Below are 24237 nucleotides of genomic sequence, written 5' to 3'. Positions count from 1 at the left end.
TATTAACCCCCCGCGGTTAATAAAGGCGCACGGCCCTTGGGCTCTAGACATACATGGACATCCAACTATAGGATGGTAGACATATTCACTGCTGCCTCCTGGGCGGTCCATACGAGCAAGGAACGGGTTAGCACAATGGTTGAAAATGCGACGGTTCACGAGTTGACGCACTTCGTCGGTGGCAAGCGTGTTCCCGGGACATCTGATCGATTTGCGGACGTGTTCGATCCCAACAGCGGCAAGGTGCAGGCCCGCGTCCCCCTCGCGAGCAAGGCCGAGACCGAAGCCATCATCGCCAATGCCGAAGAGGCGCAGCAGGTGTGGGCAGCATTCAACCCGCAGAAGCGCGCCCGTGTGCTGATGAAGTTCCTCCAGCTTGCTCAGGCCGAGATGGATTCTCTGGCCCGCCTCCTCTCGTCCGAGCACGGCAAGACCGTCGCCGACGCCAAGGGTGACATTCAGCGTGGCCTCGAGGTCATCGAATTCGCCGTCGGCGCTCCGCACCTGCTCAAGGGCGAATTCACCGAGAGTGCCGGCACCGGCATCGACGTGTACTCCATGCGTCAGCCGCTCGGCGTCGTCGCAGGCATCACGCCCTTCAACTTCCCGGCGATGATCCCGCTGTGGAAGGCCGGCCCCGCCCTCGCCGCCGGTAACGCCTTCATCCTCAAGCCCTCCGAGCGTGACCCCTCCGTCCCGCTGCGTCTGGCTGAACTGTTCCTCGAAGCCGGCCTGCCCGCGGGCGTGTTCAACGTCGTCAACGGTGACAAGGAAGTTGTCGACGTCCTGCTCACCGACGATCGCATCAAGGCTGTCGGCTTCGTCGGCTCCACGCCGATCGCTCAGTACATCTACGAGACGGCCGCAGCTCACGGCAAGCGCGCACAGTGCTTCGGTGGCGCCAAGAACCACGCGATCGTCATGCCGGACGCCGACCTCGACGAGGTTGCCGACGCCCTGATCGGTGCAGGCTACGGCAGTGCCGGTGAGCGTTGCATGGCCATCTCGGTTGCCGTTCCCGTCGGCGAGGAGACCGCGGACGCTCTTGTCGCGAAGCTGAAGGAGCGCGTCGCGAAGCTCAAGATCGGTCGCAGTGACGACGAAGGTGTCGATTTCGGCCCGCTCGTTTGCCAGGATGCCCTCGACCGCGTCAACAACTACGTGCAGATCGGCATCGACGAGGGCGCAACGGCAGTCGTCGACGGCCGCGGCTTCACTCTCGAAGGCCACGAAGGCGGATTCTTCGCCGGCGCAACCCTGTTCGACAACGTCACCTCGGACATGCGCATCTACAAGGAAGAGATCTTCGGACCCGTCCTTCAGGTGGTCCGCGCTGCCGATTACGAAGAGGCGCTGCGTCTTCCGACCGAACACGAGTACGGCAACGGCGTCTCCATCTTCACCCGCGACGGCGACACCGCACGTGACTTCACCGCCCGCGTCAACGTCGGCATGGTCGGCGTCAACGTGCCGATCCCGGTCCCGATCGCCTACCACACCTTCGGTGGCTGGAAGCGCTCCGGATTCGGTGACCTGAACCAGCACGGTCCCGACTCCTTCCGCTTCTACACCAAGACCAAGACCGTGACGCAGCGCTGGCCTTCCGGCAAGAAGGAAGAGACCAACCACTTCGTCATCCCCACGATGAACTGATCGGAACACTTTCCATGTTTACTCTGACCGATGACGAGCGGGCGATTCGCGACACTGCCCGCGACTTCGCGGCCGAGCATCTGGCGCCCAACGCAGTGGAGTGGGATCAGACCAAGCATTTCCCGGTGGACGTCCTCCGTAAGGCGGCGTCCCTGGGGATGGGCGGTATCTACATTCGTGAGGACGTGGGCGGCAGTGAGCTGAGCCGCGTCGACGCTGCCCGGATCTTCGAAGAGCTGGCCAAGGGCGATCCGTCGATCGCCGCGTACATCTCCATCCACAACATGGTCACGTGGATGATCGACCAGTTCGGCAACGACGAACAGCGCCACAAGTGGGTCCCCGGACTCTGCTCGATGGATCAACTGGGCAGCTACTGCCTCACCGAACCCGGCGCTGGCTCCGATGCTGCGGGCTTGAGCACCAAGGCCGTTCGTGACGGCGACGACTACATCCTCAACGGCGTCAAACAGTTCATTTCCGGCGCAGGCACTTCCGACGTGTACGTCGTGATGGCACGCACCGGATCTGCCGGTGCCAAGGGGATCTCGGCGTTCATCGTGCCCAAGGATTCGCCCGGACTGTCGTTCGGTGCCAACGAGGTCAAGATGGGCTGGAACGCGCAGCCCACCCGTCAGGTGATCTTCGAAGACGTGCGAGTTCCTGCCGCCAACATGCTCGGTGAAGAGGGCAGCGGCTTCCGCATCGCTATGAAGGGTCTCAACGGCGGCCGGCTGAACATCGCCGCCTGCTCGGTCGGTGGGGCCCAGGCAGCGCTGGAGAAGGCAGTCGCATATCTGGTGGACCGCAAAGCTTTCGGTTCGGCACTGATCGAGTCGCAGGCCCTGCAGTTCCAGCTCGCCGACATGCGTACCGAACTCGAAGCGGCCAGGACGTTGCTGTGGCGCGCCGCTGCCGCACTCGAAGACGGAGCGTCCGACGTCGTGGAGTTGTGTGCGATGGCCAAGCGCTTTGCCACCGACACCGGGTTCGACGTAGCCAACAAGGCTCTCCAGCTTCACGGCGGGTACGGCTATCTTGCTGAGTACGGGATCGAGAAGATCGTCCGCGATCTTCGGGTTCATCAGATCCTCGAAGGCAGCAACGAGATCATGAGGGTGGTCATCGCGCGAAGCGTGGTCGCATCAGGTCAGGGAAAGCAAGGAGCAGCATGAGCGACGAGCTCGAGGTATTGATCGAAAAGCGTGACGGACTGGGGCTCATCACCCTCAACCGGCCCAAGGCGATCAACGCCCTCAACCACTCGATGGTCAAGGCGATGGCCAAGGCACTCGCGGAATGGAAGTCCGACGACGACGTCAAGGCGGTCGTACTCACGGGCGCCGGCGAGCGTGGTCTGTGCGCCGGCGGCGACATCGTCTCGATCTACCACGACGCCAAGGACGGCAAGACCGGTTCGCTCGATTTCTGGCGTGAGGAGTACATCCTCAATTCCGAGATCGCGAACTACCCGAAGCCGTACGTCGCAATCATGGACGGGATCGTCATGGGCGGCGGCGTCGGAGTGTCCGCACACGGCGACATTCGCATCGTGACCGAGCGCTCGATGATCGGAATGCCCGAGACCGGAATCGGTTTCATCCCTGACGTGGGCGGAACTTACCTGCTCTCGCGTGCTCCCGGTGAACTCGGAACGCACATCGCGCTCACCACGGCGCGACTGAGCGCCGGCGATGCCATCGCAGCAGGCTTCGCGGATCACTTCATCCCGTCGGAGAACATCGAGACGTTCATCGCCGCACTCGCGTCGTCTTCGGTTGCCGACGCCGTGGCGCAGTACGCGGAGCCGGCTCCGGTGTCGGAACTGTTGGCCCAGCAGAGCTGGATCGACGCCGCGTACTCTGCCGACGACGTCTCCACCATCGTCGAGCGTCTTCGAGCGAGTGGAATCCCCGAGGCGGAGAAGGCAGCGGAGCAGATTCTCGGCAAGTCCCCGATTGCACTGTCGGTGACCCTGCGATCCCTGCGACATGCCAAGGAAGCAGCAAGCTTGGAAGAAGTCCTCAACGAGGAGTTCCGGGTCTCGACGGCAGCGCTCGCCTCACACGACCTGGTCGAGGGTATCCGCGCCCAGGTAGTCGAGAAGGACCGAAACCCGAAGTGGTTGCCGGCAACCCTCGAAGATGTCACGGCTGAATCCGTCGATGCCTACTTCGCCCCTCTGGGCGACAACGAGCTCGGACTCACCCCTCAACCGCAAGGCAACTGATCACCGCCGAAGGAGCATCACTAATGAGCACCATTGGATTTATCGGACTCGGTCACATGGGTGGCCCGATGGCGGCCAATCTCGTCAAGGCCGGACACAAGGTCGTCGGTTTCGATCTGGCACCCGCGGCGCTGGAGCAGGCAGTCAAAGACGGTGCAGCGGTAGCGGATTCGGCGGTCGACGCCGTTCGCGGTGCCGACGTCGTGATCACGATGCTGCCGAGCGGTAAGCATGTTCTGGGTCTGTACGAAGAGCTGCTGCCGGTGGCAACACCGGGCACGCTGTTCATCGACTGTTCCACCATCGACGTCGCAGACGCCCGCGAGGCACACGACAAGGCCGAAGCGGCCGGTCACCGCAGCGTCGACGCACCGGTCTCCGGTGGAGTCGTCGGGGCTACCGCAGGCACGCTGGCATTCATGGTCGGCGGTTCCGAAGCTGACTTCCAGGCCGCGTCACCGTTGCTGGACGTGATGGGCCGCAAGGTCGTTCACTGCGGCGACGCCGGTGTCGGCCAGGCTGCCAAGATCTGCAACAACATGATCCTCGGCATTTCGATGATCGCGATCAGCGAGGCATTCGTGCTGGGCGAGAAGCTCGGCCTGAGCAACCAGGCGCTCTTCGACGTGGCGTCCAACGCCTCGGGGCAGTGCTGGGCACTGACCACCAACTGCCCGGTACCGGGACCGGTGCCCACCAGCCCGGCCAACAACGACTACCAGCCCGGCTTTGCTGTCGCGCTGATGGACAAGGACCTCGGTCTGGCTGCAAATGCGCTGCGCAACAACGGCGTCGATGCGGAGATCGGGCTCAAGGCCGCGGAACTCTACAGTCGCTTCCACGCCGCGGGCGGTGGCGGTCAGGACTTCTCTGCCATCATCAACGACATCCGTGACCGTTCGACCGAAGGACAGTAGTGACCGACTTCAACACCATCATCCTCGAGCGTAAGGGTCGCGTCGGCGTCATCACGCTCAACCGCCCGAAGGCTCTCAACGCCCTGAACTCCGAGCTGATGAACGAGGTCGTCGCCGCGGTTGCCGACCTCGAAGCGGACAACGGCATCGGAGCCATCCTGATCACCGGTTCCGAGCGCGCCTTCGCCGCCGGCGCCGACATCAAGGAAATGCAGTCCAAGACGTACATGGACGCATACGTCGAAGATTTCTTCACCCCGTGGGACCGCGTCGCAGCCGCTCGTAAGCCGCTGATCGCCGCAGTCTCCGGGTACGCGCTCGGTGGTGGCTGCGAACTGGCGATGCTCTGCGATTTCATCATCGCTTCGGATACCGCGAAGTTCGGCCAGCCAGAGATCAAGCTCGGTGTCATTCCGGGTATCGGTGGCTCACAGCGCCTTACGCGCGCCGTGGGTAAGGCCAAGGCCATGGAGCTGTGCCTGACCGGCCGCAACATGGACGCAGAAGAGGCCGAGCGCGCAGGCCTGGTTGCCCGGATCGTTCCGGCCGCCGATCTGCTCGACGACGCATTGAAGACCGCAACCACCATCGCCGAGATGTCGCTGCCGATTGCGATGATGGCCAAGGAAGCGGTCAACCGTTCCTTCGAGACCACACTCGCCGAGGGCGTCCGCTTCGAGCGTCGGGTGTTCCATTCGACCTTCGCGACGGAGGATCAGAAGGAAGGCATGACCGCGTTCGTGGAGAAGCGGTCCGCCGAGTTCAAGCACCGCTGAAATTCGTTAGCGCTGAACTTTCGAACAGCTGAAACTGCCCTCACACTCGTCGAGAGTGTGAGGGCAGTTTCTTTGTGTGTACGGGTCGTCGGTTCACCACTTGGTGGGCGCGCCGCCGGTGTCGAAGTCGCCCGCAGTCTTGCGAAGTTCAGTGAGGATCGTCACCAATTGCTCGAGCTTGTCCTGCTGGAGTCCGGGGTGTGCGAACACTTTGCTGTTGAGCATTTCAGTGGCTTCGAGGGCCAGCGCGCGACCCGCGTCGGAGATCTCGATGAGCGTCGCACGTCGATCGCTGGGATGCGGAACCCGTCTGACCAGCTCCGCTTTCTCCAAACGGTCGACGGCATTGGTGACGCTGGTGGGGTGAACCTGGAGTCGGGCGCTTGCCTTGGCCATCGGGAGGGCGCCCGACCTGGTGAAGGTGAGAAGCGTCAGCAGTTCGTAGCGGGCGAAGGTCAGCCCGAGAGGCTTGAGTACCTCTTCGACCCGCGCCATCATGATCTGCTGCGCACGCATCACCGACGTGACTGCAGCCATACCGTCGGCGACATCGCTCCAACCGTGCTTCGTCCACTGACGATGCGCCTCTTCGATGGGGTCGAGGGGGAGCGGCGCGGGGGGAGACATAAGTTCGATCATCCCATGCTGGCAAGCGGTCGGGTGCCTTGTCTGATTGTGTGTCGCAGCCGCTTACGTCTGTAGAGTCCCACGGGTGATTTCAATCCTCGTAGCGGGTGGCGTCTCGTTGTTCGTCGCGCTCTTCCTGACTCCGTTTCTCATTCGTGTGCTTTCGCGGCAGGGGCTCGGGCACGAGATTCGGATCGAGGGTCCGCAGAGTCATCAGGGCAAGCGTGGCACCCCGTCGATGGGCGGCATCGCGATCATCGCCGGCATGTGGGCGGGCTACCTGGCGGCACACATCATCGGTTTCGGCTCGCGGCTACCGCGGTTGTCTGCATCCGGTTGGCTGGTTCTCGCGCTCGCCACGTCACTGGGAATCGTCGGCTTTCTCGACGACTTCATCAAGATCCGCAAGAAGCGCAATCTCGGGCTGAACAAGACGGCAAAGACCGTCGGTCAGCTGGCGAGCGCCATCATCTTCGGCATTCTGTTCCTGCAGTTCTCCAACAACAACGGAGTCACCCCCGGAAGCCAGTACCTGTCCCATGTGCGAGATATCTCGGTGTTCTCCATGGGTGCCATCGGCTTTGTGGTCTTCTTCTGCATTCTGGTGTTCGCCTGGTCCAACGCCGTCAATTTCACCGACGGTCTCGACGGTCTCGCGGCCGGTTCGATGGGCATGATCCTGGGGACCTACGTTGTCATCGCCGGTTGGCAGTACCGGAACTCGTGTGTCCTCGAGCCTGCCGCCGGTTGCTACGACGTTCGTGACCCCCTGGATCTCGCTATCGTCGCTGCCGCGGCAGGCGGGGCGTGCCTCGGCTTCCTCTGGTGGAACGCCGCCCCGGCTCAGATCTTCATGGGTGACACCGGCTCCTTGGCGCTGGGCGGCCTGGTGGTCGGCCTGTCCGTCACGACGCACACCGAGCTGCTGATGGTCATCATCGGCGCCCTGTTCGTGGCTGAGATCCTGTCGGTGATCATCCAGGTTCTGGTCTTCCGATCGTCCGGCCGACGCGTATTCAAGATGGCCCCGATCCATCATCACTTCGAGTTACTCGGTTGGCCGGAAACCGTCGTGATCGCAAGATTCTGGATCTTCGTCGCGATCTCGTGCGTCCTGGGACTTGCCACCTTCTACAGCGAGTGGTTCTCCGCTGCCGGTTAGACCGATTCACTCTTTCGGGTCGTATCACTCTTTCGGGTCGTATCACTCTTTCGGGTCGTAGCCAGAAGAGCGACCAGACCGAGCGACACACACGCCGTCATCGTGACGGCCAGTGCTGTGCTCGTGTTTCCCAGCAGGCCGACGGCCGGCGCGATGGCCGCACCGACGCCGAACTGGAATGCACCGAGCATTGCCGCGGCAGTACCGGCCGCTTCGCCGTGACGAGCGAGCGCCAGTGCCGGGGCGTTGGGAAGAACGAACCCGATGGCACCGGCCATGACCCACAGTGCGATCACGAATCCGGCGAGCCCGCCCAGTTCCAGGACCGCGACAGCAATGACGACGGCCCCGGAGACAACGGCAGCCACGAGGGCCCACTTGGTGATCTGCTGAGGAGTCCAGCGATCGAGCAGTCGGACGTTGACCTGCGAAGCACCGATCAACGCAATCGCGCCCGCACTGAAGAGCAGCGCGAACTCCTGCTGATTGAGGCCGTACTGATCTTGATAGACAAACGACGCGCCTGAGACATACGCGAACAACGACGCCATACCGACGCTGGAGACGAGCGTCAGGACCATGAACGTGCGGTCGCCGAGCAGCGAACCGTAGGTGCGGAGAACCGACTTCAATCCGCTCGGGCGACGCTTTTCCTTCGGCAGTGTTTCGGACAGTCCGAAAGCACCGATCATCGCTGTGCCGACGCCGATCAGTGCCAGGACGACGAAGATCCCGCGCCAGTCGAGGGCGACGAGGAGGACGCCACCGATGCTGGGCGCCAGGATCGGCGCAACGCCGAGCACGAGCATCAGCCGACTCATCACGACGGCAACGGTGTTACCGCTGTAGAGGTCGCGGACGATCGCCATGGTGACCACTGCCGCGGCCGCCGCGCCCATGCCCTGGAAAACCCGCAGGATGCCGAGGACCGCGATGCTCGGTGCGAAGACCGCCAGCAGCGAAGCCAGGATGTGCACACCGATCCCGGCGAGCAGCGGCTTCTTGCGGCCGAGAGTGTCCGAGAGCGGCCCGACCAACAGCTGTCCGAGTGCGAGGCCGATGAGAGTTCCGGTGATCGTCAGCTGAACCGTTGACGACGAGACCCCGAGATCGGCGCCGATATCCGGCAGCGCGGGCAGGTACATGTCGATGGTGAAGGGCCCGAGCGCAGTCATGGAACCGAGGGCAAGAATCTTCCCGACGCTGGGCTTACGGTCGACACTGCTCATTTCCAGCGGGGCTGCCTCTATGGGCGGGGCTGCCTTCACGGGCGGGGCAACGGCGGTGTTCTCGGCACTCATGAAACCTTCTGGGTTGTCTGGGTCTGGCGAACTGCTCGGTCGTTCGGGCGAAATTCGTATGATCTGCGCCCGCCGAGGGAGTCAGCATCGAGACTGACCGATTTGTTCCCGAAGGGCTCGCAGTTTTCCCAGAGACTGGAACGGCGGGTGGGATCGCACTCGAATCATGCTGAGCGGAACTGTGGTTCGACGCCGTGACTCAGGGCAGAGTTACTCCCGGCAGGCATACCGCCTGCCGGTCTTCCTTGTGAGGTCCCGGTTCACGGGGTCGGCTGCGATAGTCTGGGCTGCCGGAGCGAGCGGACCATATGAGTGAGGCACTGAATTGATTTCGGGACAGGACCTGCGATCACGGCGCTTGGACGTGGGGATCAGTCAGTTCCAGTTCGCCCGTCAAGCGGGAGTCTCGTCAGCCGTCGTCTCCGCGTGGGAACTCGACAAGGCATATCCGAAGCCACCGGCGGAACGAGCAGTTCTCACGGCCCTCTCCGCGCTGGAAGCGGCCAAGCGTGAGGGTACGTACGCGGCCCCCCGGAAGCGATCGAGCGGCAGTACGCGTGCGCGTCGAGTGACACCGGTCAACGACCCCGCCTCGGTGGCCAGGCGTGCCGTCGCGGGGGCAGGAAGCGGCGGCCCCACCGTATTGACAGCGTTCTCGGGTTGTGGCGGTATGGCCGAAGGCTTTCGGATGGCGGGGTTTTCGGTGGAGGGATACATCGAAGTCGTGCCGGAGGCGCGTGCGACCTTCGATCGGAACTTCCCCGGCGCGAGGTGCCTCGGCGAGGACATTCGGGCGATCGACGAAGCCCGGGTGAAAGATCTTCTGGCACAAGTGGACATCGATGTGTTGGCTGGGGGACCGCCGTGTCAGGGGTTCAGCCTCGCCGGCCGGCGAGACCGCGACGATCCGCGCAACCATCTCTTCCGGAACCTGCTGCAGCTCGCCGAATTGGTGAAGCCGAAGGTCTTGGTGATGGAAAACGTGCGACTGCTGCTCAGCATGAAGGACCCGGACGGTGGGATGGTCGTCGACCGGATTCTCGGCGAGATGGCTGCATGCGGTTACGACGCGTCGGTCAACACGGTCAATGCGCAGGATTACGGCGTCCCGCAGTTCCGGGAACGAGTGTTCATCGTGGCGACCCGCCGCGACAGTAGTATCGGGCCGCTGCGTTTTCCGCCGAAGACTCACGGCGTGAATGGTGTTGCACCGCTGAGGACTTTTCGCGATGTCACCGTCGACCTGGCCCCGTTGGAATCCGGGCAGGCTTGCGAGACGGACCCGCTGCACTGGGCCGTCGAGCATCCCGAGCACGTCTTGCGGTGGCTGCGTGATGTACCAGAAGGAATGTCGGCGCACGACAACGAAGATCCGGCCATGCGACCGTCGTCCGGGTACAACACGACGTACAAGCGCCTCCGGTGGGACGAGCCGGCGTCCACGGTCGGAACCACTTTCGGGATGATCTCGGCTTCACGCAACGTGCATCCGAAACACACGCGATCGTTGACCGTTCGAGAAGCTGCTCGCCTCCAGACCTTTCCCGACGACTACGTCTTCGAGGGTAAGTGGGGAGCGGTGCGCACGATGATCGGCAATGCGGTGCCGCCGCAGCTGGCGTCGGTACTGGCAGGAGAGATCAAGAAGGCACTCGGCTGAGATAGAGCACCTACGGAMAATGTCGGCCCCATTTCGAGTTACGCCCTGGCAGGGGTGTGGTGCAAGCGAATCAGCTGAGGTTGAGCTTGGCGATCAACGGCTGGACGACCTTGATGATGTCGATGACGGCGCTGAGGGTGTTGATGGAACCCATGTTTCGGTCCTCCGTGTCGTATGTACAGGTTTGTATGTACAAGGTTGTGTCTGCGTGGTGTTTCTGTACGACCTTGTGTCGCAGACACAAGTTAGCAAACTGGACGCTTGTTTTGGTCGAAATGACCACTTTGCGCTGAAGTTGCTGAAAAGTTCACGGATTGTTCAGGAGCGGAAACAAAAAACAGGCCGGACTCCCCGAAGTCCGGCCTGTCGATGACGCTTTGCGATCAGCTGAATGCCGAAAGTGCGCTGATGAGGCCGATGCCCGCAACTGCGACCTTGAGGACACTCAAGACGTCTTCGAGCTTGACACCCTCGGGCAATACGTTTTCGACAGACTCCATGTTGGATCCTTCATGTGTTGGGGTCGTGGTCCAGCGCCACTGCAAGCAAGATACCCAATCGTGACCACCTGTGAAACCCCGGCGCGAAGATCACAGTTTTGTTGCGCCGGACTCACTGGCCGTCGCAGCCATGGTGGCCGCCACTATTTGTTCCACGCTGATGCCCGCCGCCGGTAGGCAGTGATAGAAAATTCGTTCGCAGAGGTCGACCATCTCGCCTCGTTCGAGGGTCGGCTCGTCGATCCAGTTGACGACTATTTCCTCCATGAATGCCTGCCACCCGGCGATGGTCGCCTCGACGGTCGCATTCGATTCGATGCCCAAATTTGTGAGCGCGGCGACGATCCATGTGGTGAACGTTCGGCGCATCCCGCGATAGATCGTGCGCATCCGGACGTCGCCACTGCCGGCCATCCGCATCACGGCGAGGTAAATGGTGGGGTGCTCGATAACGGCATCGACGAAAGTTTCGATACCTGAACGCAGCTGGGACGTGATCGGTAGTTCGGGATCCGGTCGCATTCGATCTTCGAGATCGGCCGAGGCAGCCTCGAGGATGGCGTTCTGGAAACCCTTCTTGTTCTTGAAGTAGTGAAACAGCAGTGGCGGCGAGACACCGGCCTCGGCTGCGACACGATCCATCGACAGTTGGTCGAAAGGCTCGGTCCGCAACATGTGTACTGCTACCTCGAGGATTTGCCTCTGACGGTCTTCGGGGGAGCGGGGGACTGCGGCCATTCCGACATCTTATGTATTGGTTCGGAAGGTTCATTGACTTTTACTCAACGCTGTCTATAACGTGATGTAACACATACGTGAGGCGAGGAGTCCGACAGTGTCTGCTTTCGACATCGTGGTCAACGACGGGTTGTGGTTCGACGGGACGGGGGCTCCTGGTCTGCGTCGAAATCTCGGAATTCGAGACGGCGTGGTCGCGGAGGTGTCCACGACGCGCCTGGAGATCGGGCCGGACACCGAGGTGATCGACGCGGCCGGCAAGTGGGTTCTCCCGGGCTTTGTCGACGTCCACACGCACTACGACGCCGAAGCCTTGGTCAGTCCAGGCCTTCCGGAATCGGTTCGCCACGGCGTCACTACGGTCGTGCTCGGCAATTGCTCACTGTCGACGGTGTATTCGACCCCGCGTGAAATCGCTGACCTGTTCAGCCGGGTCGAAGCAGTTCCCCACGACGCGGTGCTGCGCATCCTCGAAGCGAACAAGACCTGGACCGGTCCCGCGGCCTACACCGCCGCACTCGAAGCCCTTCCCCTCGGACCCAATGTCGCGGCATTCATCGGCCACTCCGACATCCGCACGCACGTACTCGGATTGGGGCGCGGCACCGACAAGAAGGTCAAGCCGACCCGCTCGGAACTCGGCCGGATGGGCTCGATGCTCGAGGACGCCATCGATGCGGGGATGCTTGGCCTGTCGTCGATGACCAATGCCCTCGACAAGATCGACGGCGACGAATACCGTTCTCGCTCTTTGCCGTCGACGTATGCACGGTGGAAAGAGTTCCGATTCCTCAACCGCATCCTTCGCGATCGCGGAAAGATCTTGCAGAGCGCTCCGACCATCAACCTGCATCCGAACGTCGCGGCGTTCTTCGCCGAAAGCTCCGCCATCGGACGCAAGAAGCCGCTCAAGACGTCGCTGCTCTCCGGTGCGGATTCGAAGGCCTACCCGGTGATCGTGTACTTCATGCTCGCTGCGGCCCCACTGCTCAATCGCTTCGCGAAGACCGATTTCAAGTGGCAGCACCTTCCGGTTCCCTTCACCGTCTACGCGGATGGAATCGACCTGGTCGTGTTCGAGGAGTTCGGTGCCGGCGCCGCCGCTTTGCATCTCAAGGACCAGGTGGAGCGCAACGAACTGCTCCAGGACGAGTCGTACCGTCGCGCATTCCGTAAGGACTACGACAACAAGTTCTCACCCCGCATCTGGCATCGCAATTTCTACGATGCGGTTATCGTGGGATGCCCGGACGAGACGTTGATCGGCAAGAACTTCGGTCAGGTCGGTGACATCCGCGGAGTGCACCCGGTGGACGCGTACCTCGACCTGGTGGTGAAGTACGGGCGAGATCTTCGCTGGCGCACCACCATTGCCAATCACCGGCCCAAGTTCGCGAAGAAACTCGCCGCGAGTTCCGGTGTGCAGATGGGCTTCGGCGATGCCGGCGCACATCTGCGCAACATGGCGTTCTACAACTACCCGGTRCGACTCCTCAAGCGCGTCAAGGACGCTCAGAGTGACCGCAAGCCGTTCCTCACCATCGAGCGCGCAATCCACCGCCTGACCGGTGAACTGGCGGACTGGTACGGCATCGACGCCGGACATCTACGCCAGGGCGACCGCGCGGACTTCGTTGTCATCGATCCAGCCGGGCTCGACGAGTCGGTCGACGGCTTGTTCGAGGCAACCGTTCCCGAGTACGGCGGGATCAGTCGAATGGTCAACCGCAGCGACGATGCGGCCGTCGCGACAGTGATCAACGGCCGACTCGCCTACCGCGAAGGTGAATTCGCCCCGGGATTCGGCATCGAAAAGACAGGCCAGTTCCTGCGCGCAGGTGAAAAGGCTCCGATTACACGGGCCGCGAAGACTAGCGTGGCGCTATGACTACGCTGGCGGATCGCCTCACCTCGTACTCCCGGTCCGGGCTGACCTTCGACGTACGCGACGAAGGACCGGCAGACGGTCCGGTCGTGGTCCTCCTGCACGGATTTCCGCAGGATTCCCGCTCATGGGATCACCTCGCGCCGTTACTGCACGCCCGCGGCTTCCGCACCGTGGCGCCGGACCAGCGAGGGTACTCACCCGGTGCCCGGCCGAAAGCGCGCTGGGCCTACCGCGGGTCCGAACTCGCCGCCGACACTGTCGCGCTGATCGACACACTCGGTGTGGGGAAGGTGCACCTGGTCGGCCACGACTGGGGTGCCGCGGTCGCGTGGCAGGTGGCTGCCGAACGGCCGGATTTGCTCGATACCGTTACCACGGTGTCGGTTCCGCACCCGCTGGCCTTCATCAAGGCGATGGTGACCAGCACTCAGGGACTGAAATCGTGGTACATGGGGGCGTTCCAATTACCCTTCGTTCCTGAGAAGATTCTGGCCTCGTCATCGCTGGGCGAGAAGTTCCTGGTTTCGAGTGGGCAGACGCCGGAGAATGCGCGGCGCGATCTGAACGCCATGCTCGCTCCCGGCAGACTGCGCGGCGGTCTGAACTGGTACCGCGCGATGTGGATGACCAAGCCGAACCCGGCAGCTGCCCGGGTCACCGTGCCGACCCTGCACGTCTGGAGTGACGGCGACGCCGCCATCGGGCCCAAGGGTTCTGCCCTCACTCCCGCGTTTATCGACGGTCCGTATCGGTTCGAAGTTCTTTCAGCAGCTGACCGAGTTGCGTACTGAAGCCCCCGCCGGCCGGCGGGGGCTTCAGTCGTCAGCAAGGTCGTCAGCGAGGTCGTCGACCAACGGTGGTCAGCGAGTTCCGAATCGCTCCTCCACCTGTTCCTTCGTCAGGCCGAACTCCTCGAGCGTGTACTTGTGCGACGGTTTGCGAGCACCCGAGCGGCTTTCCTCGTGCATGGCCTCCATCGACTGCTGGGCGGTAGATGTCAACGGGATGTCGAAGTGCGTGTAGATGTTCTCGACGGTTCCCAGTGGATCGGTGACGAAGTCCTGATAGTCGACGTCGATGAACTGCGCGGGATTGTGGTGTGCGCGTGCACTGTCGAACTGCTCGAGCCCCCTGGCCCACAGTTCGAGCTGACTTTCGCCGATCACCTTGTCGGTGAACGTGTTCGACCAACCCTCTGTCGCCTGGGCGGCCAGGCTGCATACCGACGGAATGATCGTCGTAGGGGAGCGGTGAGTCTGGATGACGAGAGCGTCGGGGTACGCCTCCATCAATTCGTCGAGCGCAAACAGGTGGCTCGGGTTCTTGAGGACCCACCGTCGATCCTGATCGGGCAGACCGATCAGCTGCAGGTTCTTCTTGTGTCGTGCATAGGCGTTCGACCACTCCTGGTCCTTCAGCCATGCGGAGTACGTGGGTAGATTTGCCAGGCACTCGTACGACACGGACTTGAACGTCTGACGCAAGAGTTGCCAACATTCTTCGACTTCGCTGGCCGACATGTAGTGCACGCCCATGAATTCGGGATGCTCGACGTGGTGTTGACCGAATGTCTCCTCGATCTTGGCGAAGACCGGGTTCGATTCCCACGTATCGCGAGGCGGGCGAGGCTGAGGGAACTCGGTCAGCCACATCTCGAGGCCCTGGTGAGCCGGGTCGACCGTGAGGAGGCGGTGCAAGGCAGTGGTGCCCGTCCGTGGCAATCCGGTGACGAAGATCGGCCGCTCGATCTTGACGTCGGCGTGTTCCGGATGCTCCTTCCACGCCGATTCGCTGAGCAGACGGGCCACCAGGGCGCCGCGAAGGAATACCCGAGAGATCTTGCTGCCGAAGGGCGTCAGATCCTCGTCGCGGTCGTAAGACTCGAGGAGGACCGACAGAGCCTCGGTGTAATCGTCGACGCCGAAGTCCGTCAGGCCGGTCATCCGCGTCGCCGAGGCATGGAGATCCTCGACGGTGCCGACGTGAGTGCGTTCAGTCATGGTGCTCCTAGTGATGGAATTCGCCGCAGTTGACGTCGATGCATTGGCCGGTGATCGCGCTGGCCATCGGGGACGCCAGGAAGATCGCCGCATCGGATACTTCATCCGTGGTCGGCAGGCGCTTGAGGTCGGTGTTCGACGCAGTGTGCTCGTAGATCTGCTCGACGGTCATGCCGAACTTCTCCGCCTGGTGCGCGAAGTATCCCTTGAGGGTGTCTCCCCAGATATAGCCGGGTGCAATCGAATTGACACGAATTCCCTGCGGGCCGAGTTCGGTGGCCAGGGACTGCGACATGGCGAGCAGGGCCGACTTCGCCATCTTGTAGCTGCCGTAACGCTCTTGCGAATGCCGCAACACCATCGAATTGATGTTCACCACGGAGCCGTCCGACTCGGCAAGTGCCGGCGTGAACAGCTGAGTCAGGCGCAACGCCCCGAGAACGGTCAGTTCGATGCTGTCGCGGATGTGCTGGTAATCGGTGCGAGCCAACGGTTTCATCGACGGAATCGAGAATGCATTGTTGATCAGAGTGTCGACTTTGCCGTAGGCGGCAATGGACTCGGCCACCAGATTCTCGGCGGAAGCCTGGTCGGTGATGTCGGTGGCAACGGTGACGGCGCGCCCACCGGCATCGACTATTTCTTTCGCAACGTCGTCGAGTCGCGATTGCGTACGTGCTGCGAGAACAAGACTCGCGCCGGCCGACGCACATCGAAGGGCCAGAGCGCGGCCGAGTGCCGGGCCGACTCCGGAGATGACTACTACACGGTCTTCGAGCAAGGCGGTCATGATTACCCCAGCATTCGGTTGTCGATGGCGGCCTGGCGCTGGGCAATGCGCGCTGCCCAGTCCTCGGCGGTGATGGTGTTGGTGTCGAAATGCGGCAGGTGCTTCGCAATATCTGCGACGGCGACGATTTCGACGGTGGGACCGTCCTGCGGCGTCAGCTCGCGGGACACGCGCTGCCAACGGAACTGCAGAATGCCGCGCGGATGTCCGACGGTTTCGATCCAGTTGGTGACACCGGGGTTCTTCTCGCTGACCACCATTCGGACCATCCCGTCCGGATCGACCTGTGCCTGGCCGTTGTTGAGGGAGGTCTGATGATTGAGGTAGTCCAGTGAGATGTACCAGAGGCTCCCCAGTTGGAAGCCGAGATACGGTGCGTCGGAGGCGGGAACGGTGATGATCATCGCCTGCTCGTCGGTGAGTTCGTAATGTCCCACCGACGAGTACTGCGTTGCCAGCCCGCCCGGTGTCAGGCGTGGTTCGGTCATGGTGTTGACCGTGAGCTTGAGGTAGAACCACTCCGGGAACTGGAGCCACGTCTTGACCCGCGTGACCAGTGCCTTCCCAGCCCGGGCGTAACGCTTCTCGGTCTCTTCGGCGGTGAGAGGTGGCGGCGCGATCCCGATCGAATCGGTGCGCTCGATGCGGATCACGCCGCGCTGCTGACTCCAGTCGCTGTAGACCTCGCGAACGACCAGCTGCGAGGATCCGGGGGCCAGGGTGTAGTAGTTGGCTCGTCCGTCGGCGGGGCCGGGGCCGAACCAAGCGACGAAGTTGCCGTCGTCGTCTATCTCCAGCTCGCGGTCGTCGAAGGCGATTTCGCTGCCGGGAACGTTCGAGTTGGTGTAGTTCCCACTCAACACCTGGAAGCTGAGATCGGCTGTGGTGCCGCGCTTTCCGGTGACCTTGTATTCCTTGTCGTCGTTGATACGGGCGCCGAAGTAGAGGGTGTCCGGGTTGTCGAGACCCATCTTGGTGAATGGTCCGGTGCCCTGGATGAAACTCGGATGGGTCTTTTCGCTGGCCCAGGCGGCATGCGTCGTCGCGATGATTCCGCCTGCCAGATATTGGTATCCCTCCAGTAGATCCTGTTCGGATCTGATGTGCGGCGCAGTCTCGATCAATTTCTCGGCTTCGGCGATCGCCTCGGCAAACGGGTCCGTCAGCACGCTGGCTCCTCACAGTTCCGACTATGTCGCCGGTCCAGAGCGTCGTGGTACAAATATGTACCTATTTGGTAGATGTTGGGTATTTCGACAATAGAACGCGTTCTAGGGAGTGGTCAATGGGTGGACCGGAGAAGACGCCTGAAGAGGGACGCCCGCGGGGGAGGCAATCGCCTCCCACCGAACGGGTGGTTCAGGTGCTCGACTACCTCGTCGGCCGCCCTGATCAGCGGTTCGGGCTGTCGGAACTGGCCCGCGCGCTCGAGATCAGCAAGCCCACCTGCCTGGGAATCCTCACGGCGCTGGCTGATCGTGGATACCTGACTCGGGACGAGGTGTCGAAGACCTATGGGCTCGGTCCGGCCTTGATCGCGGCCGGACGTGCAGCTCAGCGAGGATTTGCTGTCGGACCCATTGCCCGCACCCATCTGGAGAAAGTGAGCACGGAGTTCGGAACGACGTGCACGGCGTCCGGTGTGATCGGTGATCAGATCAGCGTTCTCGAAGTGACCGGACCGATCGGAGCGCGTCGCGCTGCCAAGGTCGGTCAGGTGTACCCGTTCGCACCACCGGTCGGACTGATGTACGTCCTCTGGGGTTCGGATCACGACATGGACAGTTGGCTGAGCAAAGAGCCGAGCCTGCCGGTGCGCTTGGATCGCGAGCGTCTGTGGAACGTGGTCCGCGAGTGTCGCGCTGCGGGGTATCTGGTCGAGAGTCTGGATCCAGTCGGGCAGCGACTGCACACGTTGATGGCGGGCGTTGCGACGCACGATCTTCCGCCGGAGGTGCGTGAACTGCTCGGGGAGATGGTGTCGAGCCTGGGCGAGAGGGTGTACCTCGGGCGCGACATCAGCTCTGACGACGAGCATCCCGTCAGTCTCATCGCGGCCCCGACCTACGACGCCGAAGGGCATCAGGCCCTTGTGCTGACACTTTATGTGGGCGGGGCGATTACGGGCGCCGAGATCGAGCGAAGGGCTGCGGCGCTGGTTGTGGCGGCGGATGCGGTGACGGCGGAAGTTGGTGGCCGGAGTCCGGTTCGCGGTTTGTGACGTCTGATTGCCGGTCATTGACCTTTGGGTAGAACGAGTTCTATTCTGTGATTGCGTTCAATTTAGAACCAGTCCGGTACATAAATGTACCGATGCGGAAATGGTGTTCCGCACGGAGTACGTGATGCTCAGGAGCGAAAGACATGGCAACACTCCAGACCCCGCCCGCCTACGAGTTGTCGCATTTGCGGGCACTCGAAGCGGAGGCGGTCCATATTTTCCGCGAAGTCGCAGCGACTTTCGAAAAGCCGGTCCTCCTGTTCTCCGGAGGTAAGGATTCCGTCGTGATGCTGCACGTAGCGGCCAAGGCATTCTGGCCTGCTCCATTGCCGTTCGCCGTGATGCACGTCGACACCGGTCACAACTTCGACGAGGTGATCGAGTTCCGCGACCGCACGGTCGATCGCTTCAACCTGCGTCTTGTCGTCTCCAGTGTGCAGGACGACATCGACGCCGGACGCGTCATCGAGGACACCGGAGTGGGTTCCAGTCGCAATCGCCTGCAGACGCACGCGTTGCTGCGCGGAATTCGCGACAACAAGTTCGACGCCGTGTTCGGTGGTGCTCGCCGAGACGAGGAGAAGGCGCGCGCCAAAGAGAGGGTGTTCAGCTTCCGGGACGAGTTCGGGCAGTGGGATCCCAAGGTGCAGCGACCTGAACTGTGGAACCTGTACAACGGCAAACACCGTAAGGGTGAACACATTCGGATCTTCCCGCTTTCCAACTGGACAGAGCTCGACATCTGGCAGTACATAGAGAAGGAACGGATCGACCTTCCCGGCATCTACTACGCCCATCGTCGCGAAGTGGTTCCGCGCGACGGAATGTTGTTGGTACGCACCCGCTTCCTCGAACTTCGTGCCGGCGAGGAGTCCTACGAGGCGTTGGTGCGCTTCCGTACGGTCGGCGACGCAACGTGTACCGGATGCGTCGAATCGTCGGCCGAAACACCGGCCGCTGTCGTGGAAGAAGTTGCGGCGAGCCGTATCACGGAGCGTGGCGCAACCAGAGCTGATGACCGGATTTCCGAAGCTGGCATGGAAGATCGTAAGAAAGAGGGGTACTTCTGATGCCGCAACTGCTGAGAGTCGCTACAGCGGGCAGTGTCGACGACGGAAAATCGACACTCATCGGCCGGTTGCTCTACGACTCCAAGTCGATCTTCGAGGACCAACTCGAGGCCGTGGAGCGGAGCAGTCGAGAACGCGGCGACGAGTACGCCAACCTCGCGCTACTGACCGACGGATTGCGCGCCGAGCGTGAACAGGGCATCACGATCGACGTGGCCCACAGGTATTTCGCGACCCCTCACCGGAAGTTCATYATCGCGGACACACCCGGGCACGAGCAGTACACCCGCAACATGGTGACCGGCGCTTCGACGGCCGACCTTGCCCTGATCCTGGTGGACGCACGCAAAGGTGTGCTCGAACAGACGCGACGGCACGCTTTCTTGTCGACTCTCCTGGGGATACCCCACCTCGTGCTGTGTGTGAACAAAATGGACCTCGTGGGCTGGTCTCAGGAACGGTTCGAGGAGATCAAGGAAGAATTCCGGCAATTCGCGATCAAACTGGACGTCCACGATCTGACGTTCATTCCGGTGTCGGCGCTGTTGGGGGACAACATCGTTGCCCGGACCGAGAACATGTCCTGGTACGACGGGCCTTCTCTGCTGCACCATCTCGAGCAGGTGCACATCGCTTCGGATCGCAACTTGATCGACGCGCGTTTCCCGGTGCAGTACGTGATCCGTCCGCAGAAGCAAACGGATGCCGACCTCCACGATTTCCGGGGATACGCCGGAACGGTTGCCAGTGGCGTCTTCAAGCCCGGCGATGAAATCGTGGCATTGCCTTCAGGATTCACCTCGACGGTGAAGGCAGTCCACGGGCCGGGCGGTGACGTGATCGACGAGGCGTTTGCGCCCTCGGCCGTATGCATCGAGCTGGCCGACGATCTCGACGTCAGCCGAGGGGACCAATTGTGTCGGCTCAACAACCGGCCGCAGGTCGGGCAGGAAATTGATGCGATGGTCTGTTGGTTGACTGAACAGACCACCCTGTCGGAGAACAACCGCTACTCGTTGCTGCACACCACGCGCTCCACGAAAGCGCAGATCGTCAAGCTCGACTATCGCCTGGACGTCAATTCTCTGCACCGCGACGAGAAGGCAGAATCTCTGTCCCTCAACGAGATCGGTCGCATCTCGATCAAAACGCAGCAGCCGTTGATGTTCGATCCCTACCGCCGCAACCGCGTGACAGGCAGCTTCATCCTCGTGGACGAGACCACGGGCAATACCGTCGCAGCCGGAATGATCAACGGTCCGACACTCAAGGAATCGCGCGTCGTCTGGCACAGTGCGGAGGTTTCTCGCGAGGAACGTGCGACTGCCGGCGCCACCGTCTGGCTCACCGGTCTCTCGGCCTCGGGCAAGTCGACGATCGCCGTGGAACTCGAACGCCGCTTGGTAGCCGCGGGTATCCCCGCGTACCGCCTCGACGGCGACAACCTCCGGCACGGATTGAACGCGGATCTGGGATTCAGTGCCGAGGACCGAGCCGAGAACGTCCGCCGAGTCGGCTCGGTGGCGCAGCTGTTCGCTGATTCAGGTGCAGTGGCAGTGGCCTGCCTGATCAGCCCGTACCGCGAAGATCGTGATCGAGTGCGGGCGGCGCACGAGGCCGCCGGGCTGAAGTTCGTCGAGGTTTACGTCGACACCCCGATCGAGCAATGTGAAGCCCGAGACCCCAAGGGGATGTACGCCAAGGCCAGGGCCGGGGAAATCAAGGGTTTCACCGGAGTCGACGATCCGTACGAGGCTCCAGCCAGTGCCGAGCTGGTGATCAGACCCGAAGACGGAACGCCTACCGAACTTGCGCTGCGAATTATGGAAGTGTTGGACCGGTGAGCGAATCCACACACAGCAGAATCGCCGACGAGGCACTCGCGGCGGAATTGGCGCAGGCCGCTGGTGCGATCCTCCTGGGGATCCGAGCCGAGGGCCTGGGTGTCGACGACGGTCGTGAGCTAGGTCGCCGGGGCGACAAGGCCGCCGATTCCTACATCCTCGACCGGTTGGCCGCCGAGCGGCCGGAGGATTCCGTGCTCTCGGAGGAGTCTGCCGATGATCGCAATCGTCTGGACGCATCCCGGGTTTGGATCATCGATCCGCTGGACGGCTCCAAGGAATACGGCTTGCCGGATCACGCGGATTGGGCAGTGCACGTGGCGCTTTGGGAGCGCGGTAGCGGAATTACCGCAGCCGCGGTTGCTCAGCCGGCGCTCGGAGCGGTGTACTCCAGTGGCGACGAGGCCGATTCGGTTCCCGCGAATTCGCCGCTCCGCGTAGTAGTCAGCGGATCGCGACCACCCGCATTCACCGAAGCGGTGGCAGCCGAACTCGGCGCCGACGTGGTGCACATGGGATCGGCCGGCGCCAAGGCAATGGCGGTGGTGCGAGGCGAGGTCGACGCCTACCTGCACGCCGGTGGGCAGTGGGAATGGGATTCGGCTGCACCCGTCGGCGTCGCACAGGCGGCCGGGCTGCATTGCAGCCGCATCGACGGTTCACCGCTGCTCTACAACGAATCTCATCCCTACCTTCCGGATCTCGTGATCTGCCGACCGGAGTTGGCTGAGTCGATCCTGGGTGCAATTGCCAAGCACTCCACGGAGTCTGCGGTCAGTGGGCGCGTCGCCATGGCGCGTGAATACGTGAACGCATTGCTCACTCACGACGCAACGAAGGTCCGATTCGCCGCTGACGCCTGGCGGGTCGAGAACGGTCAGCGAACCGGTGACACCGGCGCGTTCATCAGCAACGAGCTCGAACAGGGGCAGCAATATCGCGGAATCGTGGCGATACGTGAACTCGCGCTGCGTGAGTGGGGCGAGAGCGTCGTCGCGCGGTATCTGCTCGACCTCGGAACACCTGGCCAGGCACCGGCCGTCACAGTTTTCGTCACCGAGTACTTCGGGATACCGGCAGGCGAGATCGAAAGCATCCTGGCAATCATCGAACCCTACGAAAACGATTCGAAAGAGGCTGGAACACAATGACATCGGACAAGCTGATCACCGATTTCTGCGCGCTGTGGGCGGCCGCCGATGTTGCAAAGATCGTCGACTACTTCACCGATGACGTCGTTTATCACAACATTCCGATGGAGCCCGTGGTCGGTCGCGAGGCCGTCCGGGCGTTCATCGAGCAGTTTGTCGGTGCCTTCGGCAACATCGACTTTCAGATCAAGCGTCAGGTCGCGGACGGCAACACCGTCATGAACGAGCGCGTCGACGTCTTCACCATCAACGGCTCCGAGGTAGCGCTCCCGGTCATGGGGGTATTCGAAGTCGAGGACGGAAAGATCAAAGCCTGGCGCGACTATTTCGACATGGCACCGATCAACGCGGCAGCCGGCCAGGCCTGATCGGGGCGCCTATTCCGCGATGACAGCGTGCGGGTAGTCCGCCGAACGGTGCTGGAAACGCGTAATAGCGGGATTCACGATGACGCCGTCACGGATTTCGATGGCGCGGTCGACGGTCTCGTCTGCCTTCCAGGCCGTCTCTCCTGCCATCACAGTGGGCAGGTAGGGAAGAAGTGATTCGCTGATCTCCCACGACGCGGAGTTCCACAGGTACGACGGGCTGTGATCGACGCCGTAGTAAGTGATGTTGTCGCCGACGATGAAGGTCGGATCCGCGAACGAGGTGGGACGAGCCCAGCTGAACCCCATGCCTTCGTCGCACGAGACGTCGACGATGAGGCTTCCCGGTTGGAAGTCCATGAGATCTTCCTCGGTCAGGAACGTCAGCGGGGCATCCGTGTTCTGCAGTACGCAGTTGACGACGATGTCGTGCTCGGCCAGGAAGCCCGGTACCGGCACGCTGTGGTTGTCGAGCATGACGTGGCTGCCGCGGACATCGCCKTTGTTGTTGTCGAACGAGACCATTCGCGCCGAGTGGATGGGGGAGCTGACGGCGGTGACGCCGCGCTGAGTCAGTACGTCCACTTCGTGGATACCGTGCGCCTTGAGTGCAGTGACAGCGCCGCGTGCAGTGGCACCGAAACCGATCACGGCAGCAGTGAGACGGCGGCCGTAGTCTCCGGTGGAACCGATCAACTGCAGGGCGTGCAGTACCGAGCAATAGCCGGCCAACTCGTTGTTCTTGTGGAACACATGCAGATTGAACGATCCGTCGCTGTGCCAGAAGTTCATCGCTTCGAAGGCGATGAGAGTCAGTTTCTTGTCGATCGCGATCTGTGTCAGCTCGGTGTCCTGGACACAGTGCGGCCAGCCCCAGAGAACCTGACCCGACCGTAGTTCGGCGAGGTCACGCACCAACGGCTTCGGTAGCAGAACCACATCGGTTTCCGCCAAAATCTGCTTGCGCGTGCGGATTCCGGCCACCAGACGCGAGAGGTAGTCGTCGGAGTAGCCGAAGGGGTGGCCGTAACCCTCTTCGAGGTAGATCCGAGAACGTAGTTCGGCATCGATGCGATCGAAATGCGCAGGATGGATCGGCAACCGGCGTTCTGCCGGTTTGCTCGACTGTCCGATGACTCCAAGGGTGCGTGCGTTGTTCAATTGTGTATCTCTCGATAGGAGCAGGTAGAGATGTCAGGCAGGCGCCTGAGGGACTAGCAGAAGCCGCAGGAACGCTGGCAGATTGCCTCGGCCAGGATCGCGTGAAGGCGTGCCGGCTGCGCTGCTGTCGATCGCCGACGGCAACAGAAAGGCGCGCCGGTATGTGCTCAGTCTAGTCCT

General features: G+C 62.2%; 22 protein-coding genes. 14 read left to right on the top strand and 8 right to left on the bottom strand.

Translation table 11 applies throughout. From position 1 onward, the window contains the following. Positions 1 to 135: 135 nt before the first annotated feature. From AC1DWA_RS31600 to AC1DWA_RS31580, 5 genes are read left to right on the top strand one after another with little or no spacing between them, the layout of a single operon-like run. Complete coding sequence (locus AC1DWA_RS31600) at positions 136 to 1653, top strand: CoA-acylating methylmalonate-semialdehyde dehydrogenase (RefSeq protein WP_477846146.1); 1518 nt, start codon at positions 136 to 138, stop codon at positions 1651 to 1653. Between the two features lie 14 nt (positions 1654 to 1667). Beyond that, entirely contained in the window at positions 1668 to 2828 is a 1161-nt protein-coding gene (locus tag AC1DWA_RS31595) for an isobutyryl-CoA dehydrogenase (protein WP_007726145.1), read from the top strand. Continuing rightward, positions 2825 to 3883 (top strand): enoyl-CoA hydratase/isomerase family protein, encoded by a 1059-nt coding sequence (locus tag AC1DWA_RS31590; RefSeq protein WP_019749206.1) that lies wholly within the window; start codon positions 2825 to 2827, stop codon positions 3881 to 3883. Before AC1DWA_RS31595 ends, AC1DWA_RS31590 begins: the two co-directional genes overlap by 4 nt. A 23-nt stretch (positions 3884 to 3906) precedes the next feature. Then, positions 3907 to 4800, top strand: a complete 894-nt coding sequence (mmsB, locus tag AC1DWA_RS31585) for a 3-hydroxyisobutyrate dehydrogenase (protein WP_182262379.1) — start codon at positions 3907 to 3909, stop codon at positions 4798 to 4800. Further along, complete coding sequence (locus AC1DWA_RS31580) at positions 4800 to 5576, top strand: enoyl-CoA hydratase (RefSeq protein WP_003941374.1); 777 nt, start codon at positions 4800 to 4802, stop codon at positions 5574 to 5576. The genes mmsB and AC1DWA_RS31580 overlap by 1 nt, the downstream gene beginning before the upstream one ends. 93 nt (positions 5577 to 5669) lie before the next feature. On the opposite strand, the gene AC1DWA_RS31575 is transcribed toward AC1DWA_RS31580, so the two are convergent. Beyond that, the gene (locus tag AC1DWA_RS31575) at positions 5670 to 6203 is read right to left on the bottom strand and encodes a MarR family winged helix-turn-helix transcriptional regulator (RefSeq protein WP_020970065.1); all 534 of its coding nucleotides are present in this window, start codon (positions 6201 to 6203) and stop codon (positions 5670 to 5672) included. Positions 6204 to 6288: 85 nt separating this feature from the next. Here AC1DWA_RS31575 and mraY point away from each other — a divergent pair, with 85 nt between their 5' ends. Further along, positions 6289 to 7365, top strand: coding sequence for a phospho-N-acetylmuramoyl-pentapeptide-transferase (gene mraY, locus AC1DWA_RS31570; protein ID WP_003941316.1), 1077 nt, complete (start codon positions 6289 to 6291; stop codon positions 7363 to 7365). Here the strand turns inward: mraY and AC1DWA_RS31565 are convergent. Beyond that, the gene (locus AC1DWA_RS31565; protein ID WP_477846147.1) at positions 7362 to 8666 is read right to left on the bottom strand and encodes a multidrug effflux MFS transporter; all 1305 of its coding nucleotides are present in this window, start codon (positions 8664 to 8666) and stop codon (positions 7362 to 7364) included. The two genes, mraY and AC1DWA_RS31565, sit on opposite strands and share 4 nt — an antisense overlap. Positions 8667 to 9030: 364 nt before the next feature. Here AC1DWA_RS31565 and dcm point away from each other — a divergent pair, with 364 nt between their 5' ends. Then, positions 9031 to 10326 (top strand): DNA cytosine methyltransferase, encoded by a 1296-nt coding sequence (dcm, locus tag AC1DWA_RS31560; protein WP_019749203.1) that lies wholly within the window; start codon positions 9031 to 9033, stop codon positions 10324 to 10326. Between the two features lie 70 nt (positions 10327 to 10396). Here the strand turns inward: dcm and AC1DWA_RS31555 are convergent, their stop codons facing one another. Then, positions 10397 to 10522, bottom strand: a complete 126-nt coding sequence (locus AC1DWA_RS31555; RefSeq protein WP_255246884.1) for a hypothetical protein — start codon at positions 10520 to 10522, stop codon at positions 10397 to 10399. Between the two features lie 394 nt (positions 10523 to 10916). Next, positions 10917 to 11564, bottom strand: coding sequence for a TetR/AcrR family transcriptional regulator (locus AC1DWA_RS31550; RefSeq protein ID WP_019749202.1), 648 nt, complete (start codon positions 11562 to 11564; stop codon positions 10917 to 10919). A 97-nt stretch (positions 11565 to 11661) separates the two neighbouring features. Here AC1DWA_RS31550 and AC1DWA_RS31545 point away from each other — a divergent pair, with 97 nt between their 5' ends. Together AC1DWA_RS31545 and AC1DWA_RS31540 are read left to right on the top strand one after the other, a co-directional pair. After that, positions 11662 to 13452 (top strand): N-acyl-D-amino-acid deacylase family protein, encoded by a 1791-nt coding sequence (locus AC1DWA_RS31545; RefSeq protein ID WP_477846148.1) that lies wholly within the window; start codon positions 11662 to 11664, stop codon positions 13450 to 13452. Next, positions 13449 to 14243 carry an alpha/beta fold hydrolase gene (locus AC1DWA_RS31540; RefSeq protein WP_477917493.1) on the top strand — a complete coding sequence of 265 codons (795 nt, stop codon included), beginning with the start codon at positions 13449 to 13451 and terminating at the stop codon, positions 14241 to 14243. Before AC1DWA_RS31545 ends, AC1DWA_RS31540 begins: the two co-directional genes overlap by 4 nt. A 69-nt stretch (positions 14244 to 14312) precedes the next feature. Here AC1DWA_RS31540 and AC1DWA_RS31535 read toward each other — a convergent pair whose 3' ends face one another. The 3 genes from AC1DWA_RS31535 to AC1DWA_RS31525 are packed head-to-tail and all read right to left on the bottom strand — an operon-like array spanning position 14313 to position 17411. Further along, a complete protein-coding gene (locus tag AC1DWA_RS31535; protein WP_020908307.1) occupies positions 14313 to 15452 on the bottom strand; it encodes a sulfotransferase family protein in 1140 nt (379 codons plus the stop codon). A gap of 7 nt (positions 15453 to 15459) precedes the next feature. Then, entirely contained in the window at positions 15460 to 16242 is a 783-nt protein-coding gene (locus AC1DWA_RS31530; protein WP_007726165.1) for an SDR family oxidoreductase, read from the bottom strand. Between the two features lie 2 nt (positions 16243 to 16244). Next, positions 16245 to 17411, bottom strand: a complete 1167-nt coding sequence (locus tag AC1DWA_RS31525) for a hypothetical protein (protein WP_477846150.1) — start codon at positions 17409 to 17411, stop codon at positions 16245 to 16247. 116 nt (positions 17412 to 17527) lie between these two features. Between AC1DWA_RS31525 and AC1DWA_RS31520 the strand changes: the two genes are divergently transcribed. The 5 genes from AC1DWA_RS31520 (at position 17528) to AC1DWA_RS31500 (ending at position 22896) form a co-directional block, all read left to right on the top strand. Continuing rightward, entirely contained in the window at positions 17528 to 18463 is a 936-nt protein-coding gene (locus AC1DWA_RS31520) for a helix-turn-helix domain-containing protein (RefSeq protein WP_133729325.1), read from the top strand. 143 nt (positions 18464 to 18606) lie between these two features. After that, positions 18607 to 19533 (top strand): sulfate adenylyltransferase subunit CysD, encoded by a 927-nt coding sequence (gene cysD / locus AC1DWA_RS31515; protein ID WP_477846151.1) that lies wholly within the window; start codon positions 18607 to 18609, stop codon positions 19531 to 19533. After that, positions 19533 to 21377 (top strand): adenylyl-sulfate kinase, encoded by a 1845-nt coding sequence (gene cysC / locus AC1DWA_RS31510; RefSeq protein ID WP_019749194.1) that lies wholly within the window; start codon positions 19533 to 19535, stop codon positions 21375 to 21377. The genes cysD and cysC overlap by 1 nt, the downstream gene beginning before the upstream one ends. Beyond that, positions 21374 to 22528 (top strand): 3'(2'),5'-bisphosphate nucleotidase CysQ, encoded by a 1155-nt coding sequence (locus tag AC1DWA_RS31505; RefSeq protein ID WP_019749193.1) that lies wholly within the window; start codon positions 21374 to 21376, stop codon positions 22526 to 22528. The genes cysC and AC1DWA_RS31505 overlap by 4 nt, the downstream gene beginning before the upstream one ends. Next, entirely contained in the window at positions 22525 to 22896 is a 372-nt protein-coding gene (locus AC1DWA_RS31500) for a nuclear transport factor 2 family protein (RefSeq protein WP_477846152.1), read from the top strand. Before AC1DWA_RS31505 ends, AC1DWA_RS31500 begins: the two co-directional genes overlap by 4 nt. A 9-nt stretch (positions 22897 to 22905) precedes the next feature. On the opposite strand, the gene AC1DWA_RS31495 is transcribed toward AC1DWA_RS31500, so the two are convergent. Continuing rightward, positions 22906 to 24057, bottom strand: a complete 1152-nt coding sequence (locus tag AC1DWA_RS31495; protein ID WP_477917491.1) for a N(5)-(carboxyethyl)ornithine synthase — start codon at positions 24055 to 24057, stop codon at positions 22906 to 22908. Between the last annotated feature and the right edge of the window lie 180 nt (positions 24058 to 24237).

Source organism: Rhodococcus sp. P4_F3_2 (genome assembly GCF_056401335.1).
The sequence above is the reverse complement of the archived record's forward strand: the minus strand, read 5'-3'. Positions and strand labels throughout refer to the sequence as shown.